The organism is Acinetobacter seohaensis (assembly GCF_056431365.1).
In genome coordinates this window covers 1-512 of sequence record NZ_JBWKMK010000054.1, presented here as the reverse complement: position 1 = coordinate 512, position 512 = coordinate 1, and the positions used below count along the sequence as shown (strand labels likewise).

The 512-nt window shown below is 51.4% G+C and carries 1 rRNA gene; it reads left to right on the top strand.

Annotation, left to right across the window (positions count from 1 at the left end):
* Positions 1-512: ribosomal RNA gene (locus tag AC07E5_RS09565) — 23S ribosomal RNA — on the top strand; the annotation flags it as partial.

Genomic DNA, 512 nt, shown 5'->3' with positions numbered 1-512 from the left:
TAGTTGCTGGGTATAGACCCGAAACCGGGTGATCTATCCATGAGCAGGTTGAAGGTTGGGTAACACTAACTGGAGGACCGAACCCACTGTCGTTGAAAAGCCAGGGGATGACTTGTGGATAGGGGTGAAAGGCTAATCAAACTCGGTGATAGCTGGTTCTCCCCGAAAGCTATTTAGGTAGCGCCTCGGACGAATACCATTGGGGGTAGAGCACTGTTTCGGCTAGGGGGTCATCCCGACTTACCAAACCGATGCAAACTCCGAATACCAATGAGTACTATCCGGGAGACAGACTGCGGGTGCTAACGTCCGTAGTCAAGAGGAAAACAATCCAGACCGCCAGCTAAGGCCCCAAAATCATAGTTAAGTGGGAAACGATGTGGGAAGGCATAGACAGCTAGGAGGTTGGCTTAGAAGCAGCCACCCTTTAAAGAAAGCGTAATAGCTCACTAGTCGAGTCGGCCTGCGCGGAAGATGTAACGGGGCTAAAACTATGTGCCGAAGCTGCGGAT